Source organism: Kribbella yunnanensis (genome assembly GCF_039529655.1).
Classification (GTDB): Bacteria; Actinomycetota; Actinomycetes; order Propionibacteriales; family Kribbellaceae; genus Kribbella; species Kribbella yunnanensis.
This window is the reverse complement of sequence record NZ_BAAANF010000007.1, coordinates 208,114-214,697: the sequence shown is the minus strand read 5'-3', so window position 1 is coordinate 214,697 and position 6,584 is coordinate 208,114. Positions and strand designations below refer to the sequence as shown.

Below are 6,584 nucleotides of genomic sequence, written 5' to 3'. Positions count from 1 at the left end.
GACGACCGACCAGTCGTCCACACATAACCGAGGGTGCACCAAACCCGGGACGGTTCACTCACGATCCAATCCGCGTGCGGCCGCGGCGTACTAACCGTGGGGTGGAGTCCTCCAGCTTCCTGGCCGGGCCTAGCGCCAGGTCACCGAGGCCCGCAAGGCGGTAAGGCTGCAGTTCCCGTGTCGCCCTCGCCCCACGGATCAAAGTCGGCTCGTTCACTCAACCGCATAAGCCGCCTCGGCGGTTCAGGCAGCAAATCTTCTCCCCAAATAGCCCGCATGGTCGCCGCACGAACATCCGTTGCCGTCAGCACCAAACCCCCCCCCCCCCCCCCACCGACCTCACCCACACCCCGCCCGTCCTTGACAACCTCACCCAGACTCCGCCCATCCGCGCCAAACTCAACCGCACCCAACCCCTTCGTGCAGGCCTCACTCACGCCGCGACCACTCCTGCCAGCCTCCCTCTGCCTGGGACCACTCATGCCGCGCTCGTCAACATCCGGCCGGTCTGCGTCGGGCGGGTCTACGCTGGGCCAGCCTGCGCCGGGCTTGCTCGTGCCGGAACCAGTCATGCCGAGCTCGTCAACGCCGGGCCAGTCGGCAACGGACCGGCCTACCCCCGACCTGCCCGCGGCGGAACCACTCATGCCGAGCTCGTCAACGCCGGGCCAGTCGGCAACGGACCGGTCAACCCCCGACCTGCCCGCGGCGGAACCACTCACGCTGAGCTCGTCTACACCGGGCCAGCCGGCGGCGGTCCGGTCTGCAGCCGGTCGGCTCGCGTGAGTACCGCTCCGGCCGGGCGTGCCTGCGCTGGGCATGCTCGGGCCGGGAGCGTCTGCGCCGAGTCCGCTCGCGCGATGAGCACAGGCGGCAGCGATGGGGCGTGCGGCGGTGAGTGACGGGTCAGGTGAGGGTACTCGGCGTCTGATCGATGGCGGGTCGGCCCAGGTCGGGAGTGCGACACGGACTTTGCCGTCGACGATCGTGATCAACCACTTGCCAGCATGTAGGTCGACATGGTGGATGCGACAGAGCAGCACGAGGTTGTGTACGGCGGTCACTCCACCCTCGATCCACGAGACGAGATGATGGGCGTCGCATTGAACCGGTGGAGCGCCGCAAACAACGCAACCACGGTCTCGGGTATTCAGGGCGCGACGCATTCCCTTGGTGACAAGGCGTTCGCAGCGCCCGACGTCCAATGGTTCGGAGTTGGAGCCGAGGACCACGGGGATGATCTTGGCGTCACAGGCCAAGAGCCGAGCCGTCGACGCAGACAGCCCGCTGCCATAGACGGTGTTGCCGATGGCGTGGGCGGTAGCGTTCTTGAGGTCTTGCCAGTCGATGGTGACGACCAGAGTCGCCTTCGCACCGAACCCTGGAACCCCGTTGTTGGCCACGACGGGCCCGAGCGTGGCGGTGGCGACGTCGGTTGCACACCGCTCCGCCTGCACGGCCGCTCCCCCACCGGCCTCCGCGTCGAAGAGTACGTCTGCGCCCCGACCGACACTCAGCTCCGCAGAGCTGATTGCCTCCAGTTCGACCTCTGCCTCGCCGTCGTCCGAGCGGACGTCCAGGTCAGCGCCGATATGCACGCCCGCACCAGCGCCGACGTTGGCCCCGGCCCCACCCGCGTCGGCGTCCACACCCACGGCCCCACCCGTATCGGCGTCCACACCCACGGCCCCACCCGTATCGGCGTCCACACCCACGGCCCCACCCGTATCGGCGTCCACACCCACGGCCCCACCCGTATCGGTGCCCACACCTGTACCAGGTTGCACGCTCCCCGTCACACCCGTGCCGGTGACCACGCCCGCAATCCCGCCAGCATCCGCACCGGCATCGGCATCGGCATCGGCATCGGCGTCCACACTCGCCATCCCGCCCGGGCTCGCACTCGCACCCGCCGTCACGGCCACATCAGCATTCACGATCGCGGTCGTGGCCGCATCAGTGTGCGCGTCGGTGGCCATGCCCGCGGCTGTGTCCGCGTTGGTCTTGTTCGTGGCGGCGTTGCGGGTGGTGGGGGTGGTGGAGTTGCGTTGCGGGGTTGGCGTTGAGTTCAGGGCTGGCGTTGAGGTGGATGGTGTGGCGGGTGGGCTGGTTGATGCGCTCGGGGGTGTGTTCGGGGTGGCTGTGGGCGTCGATGGTGGGGTGGTTGGGGTGGTTCGGATGTCGCCGGCGTCGGTGGCTGCGGCGGCTACGCGGAGGGTGCCGGAGAGGGCGTCTGCTCGGCGCTTCTCGGCGGAGCGGGGGTCCCGTTCGCCGTCTATTGTTCGGTGGGGGCGGGCACCGGTGTGGATGGTGGCGCACATCAGCTCGGCGTTGTCGTTGGCTAGGTAGCCGGTGATGCGGACGCCGTGCTCGTCGGGGATCAGGGTGAGGCGTTCGCGGGCGTAGGCCTTCTGCTCGTCGGGTTCGGGGCCGTTTTGGTCCAGTAGGTCGCGGGCACGTTGGGCGGCTTGGCTCAGTTTGGCGGGTGGGAGGAGCCGACCGAGACGGACTAGTTGTTCTTCGGCGACGCGTAGGGGTTCGGTCGGGACAGTGGTGGGGACCTTTTCCAGCATCGAGACGATCACGGCTGCTTGCTCGGGGCGTAGCAGGACCTCGGGTGGGAGGGTGTCGTCGGTTCCGTCTGGGACGGGTACCGCGATGGATGGGTCGGGGAGCGCGTCGAGGACTGCGGTGTACTTCGAAAGTGCGCGGGCCAGGCGGGCCATGCCGTGGGCCTTGCGGGGGTCTATGCGGTATCGGAAGGTCAGGAGTTCGGCGGTGTTGCGGGCGCCGAGTTCTTCGGCGTGGCCGGTTTCGTCGATTCTGGCGATGTAGTGCAGGCGGGAGGTTTCGAGGCGGGCGATCTCGGCGTCGATCGCGTCGAGGGACGACAGCGTTTCACTGCCGTTCATCGACCATGCGGGTCGGTCGCCGAGGAGGTTCATACCGTCAACTCTAGGCATGCCCTCCGACAGTTTTCAAAGCCGGAACCCCTTATTTTTAAGGGAGATAGTTATCCACAGATTCTGGTTGGCCGTCCACAGATGGGTTGCTTGGCACTCTGCTTGCCTCTAGCAACTATTACTCTCTCGCTGAGGGTGTACAGACGAACAGGTGGTGGTAGCAGCACTCGGATGCGGCCGGGACGGCTGGTGCCGGGTGCTCCTCGCTGCGGCCGGTTCTACAGACGAGGGTGGCTGGGCGGGCTGTGGCTGAGGGGATGGCGCGGACGGCTGGCCGTGGCCCGTTGCTTGTAGTTGACGGGCTTGGGTTGCTGCCGGCGAGGTGATGCCGTCTGCGCGGCGGCTGTCGGTGGTGGATGAACGCCTGGCGGGCGCAATTCCACAGCAGGCAACGAGGTTGGGCGGGGCGGGATGGCCGGGAATGTTGGCGGTTGAGGGCTGAAGGGGTGGTGAGGGTGGCGAGGGTGACCGGGGTGACGGGCGGGCGCGAGGCGAGGGGGTTCGGAGTGGAGGGATCGTAGGTGGTTGGTGAGGGCGGCAGGCGGGGCTGGGTGTTGGCAGGGTTGCGGGGCGCGACGTGAGGGGCGCGGGATGTGGCGGGGGCGCGGGTTTGAAGGGCCTACGGGATGCCGAGGGGTGGGTTTGCGAGGTTTGCGGTTGGCGGGTTCGCGGCGCACGACGTGAGGGGGCGCGGGAGGTTGGCGGGGTTCGCGGTTGGCGGGGTTCGCGGTTGGCGGGGTTCGCGGTTGGCGGGGGTGGCGGGAGTCGAGGTGCGTCGGTTGGAGGTCGGCGTACGGGGGTTGGGGTTATTCGGTTAGGGGGCGGGTGGTTAGGGATAGGTGGTTGTTGGGGTTGGTCAGGGCTAGGGGGCCGGTTGTGTTGGTGGTGGCTGTGCGGGTGGTTTGGTGGGAGAGGAGGTCGAGGGTTCGGGGGGCTGGGTGGCCGTAGTCGTTGTTTCGGCCGGCGGAGATTAGGGCTAGGCGGGCTTGGGTGGCGGCTAGGAAGGCTGGGTCTTGTTGGGCTGAGCCGTGGTGGGGGACTTTGAGGACGTCGGCGCGGAGGTCGGCGCCGGTGGCGAGGATGGCTCGTTGGGACTCGGGTTCCAGGTCGCCGGTGAGGAGGAGGCGGAGGCCGGAGGTCTCGACCAGCATGGTGATGCTGGCGTTGTTTTCTGGGGAGCCTTCGTCGGTGGGAGTGGCGGAGGAGGTGCCGGGTGGGGGTAGGGGTGGGACTCGGGCCGGCCAAAGGACTGTCCAGATGAGGTGACCTACTGCTCGTTTCTCTTGGTAGGTGACGGTTCGGATGGGGATGCGGTGTTGGGTCGCTAGGTCGGTTACTCGGCGGTGCTCTGCGCGGGGAGAGAAGTAGGGCGTCACCTCTAGTTCGTCTACGCGTCGGCCGTTCAGTACGCCGGCTAGGCCGCCTACGTGATCGGCGTGGAAGTGGGTGAGCACTAGGACGGGGATGTGGTCGATCTTTAGGTCGCGGAGGCAGCTGTTCATAGCGGTTGGGTCGGGGCCGGTGTCTACGACTACTGCGCTGCGCTCCCCTGCTCGTAGGACTAGTCCGTCGCCTTGGCCTACGTCGCACATGACTAGCACCCAGTCTCGGGGTGGCCAGCCCAGGGAGCCGACTGGGCGTAGTACGGCGAGGGCTAGGAGCAGGACGGCTAGGAGCATGGCGATGGGTTTTGACAGTAAGCGGTGGAGGCCGAAGACCAGGGCTAGGCAGAGCAGGGTGAGGATGGCTACGCCGATTGCTGTTGCTGGCCAGGGGTTTGCGGCTCCGGGGAGGTCGGCGCCTTGGCGGGCGATCAGGAGAATCCATTGGGCTGGCCAGCCTGCGGTCCAGCCGATCAGTTGGGCGGCTTCGGTGCTGATGAGGGCTACACCTGCTGCGGCGAAGCCGAGGATTGTGGCTGGGCCGACGGCGGGGGCCGCTAGCAGATTGGCGGCTACTGCTACCAGGGAGACCTCGCCGGAGAGCCAGGCGACGATCGGCGTACAGGCTAGTTGGGCTGCTAATGGGCAGGCGATGGCTTCGGCGAGCCAGGGCGGGAGCCAGTTGGCCAGTGCGTCGCGCCAGCCGGGGCCGAGGAGGACTATGCCGGCGGTGGCTAGTACTGAGAGGGCGAAGCCGGCGGAACGGGCGAGTGAGGTGTCTAGGAGGAGCAGGACGATGACTGCTACCGAGAGGCTGCGGACTGCGCGGCGGCGGCCGTCTCCGCTGGTCATGGCGGCTAGGGCGATCAGACCCATGGCGGAGGCTCGGAGGACGCTGGGTTGTGGGCGGGCGAGGATGACGAAGACGACGACTGTCATGACGCCGACTGCTGTTAGGCCGCGGGCGCGGACTCCGATCAGGCGGGCGCATGGGAGGACGAAGGCTAGGAGGAGGGTGAGGTTTGTGCCGGAGACGGCGGAGAGGTGGGTTAGGCCTGTTGTTTTGAAGTCTTCGGTGAGTTCGTCGGAGAGGGCTGATTCGTCGCCCATGACTAGGGCGGGGACCAGGCCTCGGACGTCGGTGGGTTCGTTGGCGACGGCGGCTCGGAGGCCGGCTCGGACTCTTTCGGCGGCTTGGAGCCACCAGGCTGGTTCGGCTAGTGGGCGGGGTGGGGTGCGGATGGAGAGGGTGGCTGCCACGTCGTCGCCGTCCTGCACGGATTCGAGGCGGCCGGTTGCTGCAATCCGTTGTCCGTAACGGACATGGCGCCAGTTCTCGCCGGCGATCACGAGGACTGGTGTGCGGATGGAGGTGGCGACGGAAGGAGGCTGCTCGGTGGCGGGTGGCGTGTCCGCGGGGCGGCGGGTGCGGGGGCGGACTTCTTCGATGGTTGCTTGGAGGACGACGTACGGCGGGCGGTGGGTTCCTGGGGCGCGGCGGACGACGGGGTCGCTGTTGAGCTTCAGGTGGACTTCGACGGTGGCGGAGTCGGCGGCGAGGGCGCGGATGGGGCCGGTGCGGAGGCTGTGGGTTTGGAGAGCTGCTGCGAGGGCCATGCCGGACACGACTACGAGGACTGCGAGGAGCACCCAGCTGCGGCGGGTCGGGGTCGGGTCGCGGAGTGCGGTCGATGGGACGGCCTTGGAAGGGTCGCGGCGGTGGGTGGGCGCGGAGGCGTCGGGTGATTGGGGGCGTTGGGTGATTCGGCGGATGAGGAGGGTGGTGATGGTGGCGAGGGTGAGGGTTGCTGCTGCGGTCAGGAGGCTGACGGCGGGGTGGTAGCCGACTAGGACGACCGCTGTTAGCCAGCCGGCGGCGGCTGGGGCCAGGAGGCGGATGTCCAGGCGGGTGGCCGGATCGTCGGCGGGTGGGTCGTCGGGGGTTGGGTCGTTGAGGGGCGGGGCGCTGGGGGCCTGGTCGGCGAGGGCCGGGGTGGCGGGCCTTGGGGCGTTGGGGGTTGGAGTGGGGTTAGGTGTGGACATGGGGTTTTAGGGAGTCGAATTTCTTGGGGCCTAGGCCGGGGACTTCTTGGAGTTGGTCGATGGTGGTGAAGGGGCCGTTTTCGGTGCGGTAGTCGAGGATGCGTTGGGCTAGGACGGGGCCTACGCCGGGGAGGGCGTCCAGTTGGGGGACGGTGGCGGTGTTGAGGTTGAGGGGCGTGGTTGGTGGTGGGGCGGC

At 68.0% G+C, this 6,584-nt stretch carries 3 protein-coding genes; all 3 read right to left on the bottom strand.

Features of this window, described 5'->3' with window-relative positions; translation table 11 throughout:
• Positions 1–140: 140 nt before the first annotated feature.
• Positions 141–2,945, bottom strand: a complete 2,805-nt coding sequence (locus ABD231_RS11380) for a DUF222 domain-containing protein (RefSeq protein ID WP_344149273.1) — start codon at positions 2,943–2,945, stop codon at positions 141–143.
• 824 nt (positions 2,946–3,769) lie between these two features.
• On the bottom strand, positions 3,770–6,388 hold the full coding sequence (locus ABD231_RS11375) for a ComEC/Rec2 family competence protein (protein ID WP_344149271.1): 2,619 nt from the start codon (positions 6,386–6,388) through the stop codon (positions 3,770–3,772).
• Positions 6,375–6,584: ComEA family DNA-binding protein (locus tag ABD231_RS11370; RefSeq protein ID WP_344149269.1), on the bottom strand; the 210-nt coding region annotated here is incomplete at its 5' end. The genes ABD231_RS11370 and ABD231_RS11375, both read right to left, overlap by 14 nt.

Bases quoted from the DNA above. Each gene is read 5' to 3' on its own strand.
- ABD231_RS11380 (WP_344149273.1), bottom strand. From the start codon at position 2,945: ATGAACCTCCTCGGCGACCGACCCGCATGGTCGATGAACGGCAGTGAA.
- ABD231_RS11375 (WP_344149271.1), bottom strand. From the start codon at position 6,388: ATGTCCACACCTAACCCCACTCCAACCCCCAACGCCCCAAGGCCCGCC.